General features: G+C 63.5%; 1 protein-coding gene. It reads left to right on the top strand.

Annotated features, from left to right (window positions below):
• Positions 1-64 precede the first annotated feature (64 nt).
• A protein-coding gene (locus tag ABID19_RS34270) for an IS3 family transposase (RefSeq protein ID WP_263807307.1) occupies positions 65-1254 on the top strand; the annotation gives its coding sequence in 2 pieces (ribosomal slippage) (positions 65-314 and positions 314-1254; 1191 coding nt in all).
• The last annotated feature ends 18 nt before the right edge of the window (positions 1255-1272 follow it).

The following is a 1272-nucleotide window of genomic DNA, read 5'->3' as shown; positions in this document are numbered from 1 at the left end:
TGACCTTGCCCCTCTGATCTAATCCGGTTTGAAGTTCGTTCTGGCCCATAGAGAGGACCAGGACATGAAACGTAGCCGCTTCTCTGAAGAGCAGATCATCGGAATTTTGAAGGAACATGAGGCCGGGGTATCGGTTGCCGATCTGTGCCGCAAGCACGGGGTCAGCGACGCCTCGATCTACAACTGGAAGGCCCGCTTCGGCGGGATGGATGTCTCCGAGGCACGGCGACTGAAGGCGCTGGAGGACGAGAACACGCGGCTGAAGCGGCTTCTGGCCGACGCCATGCTCGACAATGCCGCGTTGAAGGATCTTGTGGGAAAGAAATGGTGACGCCCGCGGCCAAGCGAAAAGCTGTCGCTCGCCTGAAGGAAGGCTTCGGGATGAGCGAACGGCGGGCGTGTAAAGCCATCGGCTGTTGCCGCATGACGGTTCGCTACGAGACCAGCAGGCCGGACGACCGCGAGGTTCGCGAGCGGATGAAGGCGATCGCGCAGCAGCGTCGCCGGTTCGGCTACCGGCGTCTTCTCGTGATGCTGAGGCGGGAGGGCCTGGTCGTGAACCACAAGAAGCTGTTCCGGCTCTATCGGGAGGAGAAGCTCGCCGTTCGCCGCCGTGGCGGCCGCAAGCGGGCGATCGGGACCAGGGCGCCGATGCTGGTGCCGCTGAGGCCCGACGAGCGCTGGTCGCTCGACTTCGTATCGGACCAGCTCACCGACGGGCGCCGCTTCCGCATCCTGGCCGTCGTCGACGACTGCACGAGAGAGTGCCTGGCACTCATCGTTGATACGTCTCTCTCGGGCATACGGGTTGCCCGAGAATTGGACCGGCTCATTACCGAGCGCGGCCGGCCGAGGATGATCGTCAGCGACAATGGCAGCGAGTTCACCTCGAACGCCATCCTCTCCTGGGCGGATCAGAACCGCGTCGAATGGCATTACATTGCGCCCGGCAAGCCGATGCAGAATGGCTTCATCGAGAGCTTCAACGGCCGACTGCGCGATGAACTGCTCAACGAGACGCTGTTCACCTCGCTGGCTCAGGCGCGCGTAGCCATCGCCCTGTGGCGCGCCGACTACAACACTGCGCGGCCGCACTCCCAACTCGCCTGGCAGACACCGGCCGAGTTCGCCACCACCTTCAATCCGCGACGGTCGCTCGCGCTGCGCTATGCCAAAGGCTCCGCGCCAGCGCCCGTCGCTTCACCCGCCCAGCAGGGCACAACCCACGCCCGAAACGAACTCAAAACTGGATAGAAACTGGGGGCAAGGTCA

This window comes from Mesorhizobium robiniae (genome assembly GCF_040545535.1).
Classification (GTDB): Bacteria; Pseudomonadota; Alphaproteobacteria; order Rhizobiales; family Rhizobiaceae; genus Mesorhizobium; species Mesorhizobium robiniae.
Note: the sequence above shows the minus strand (reverse complement) of the source record. Positions and strands in the feature narration are given on the sequence as shown.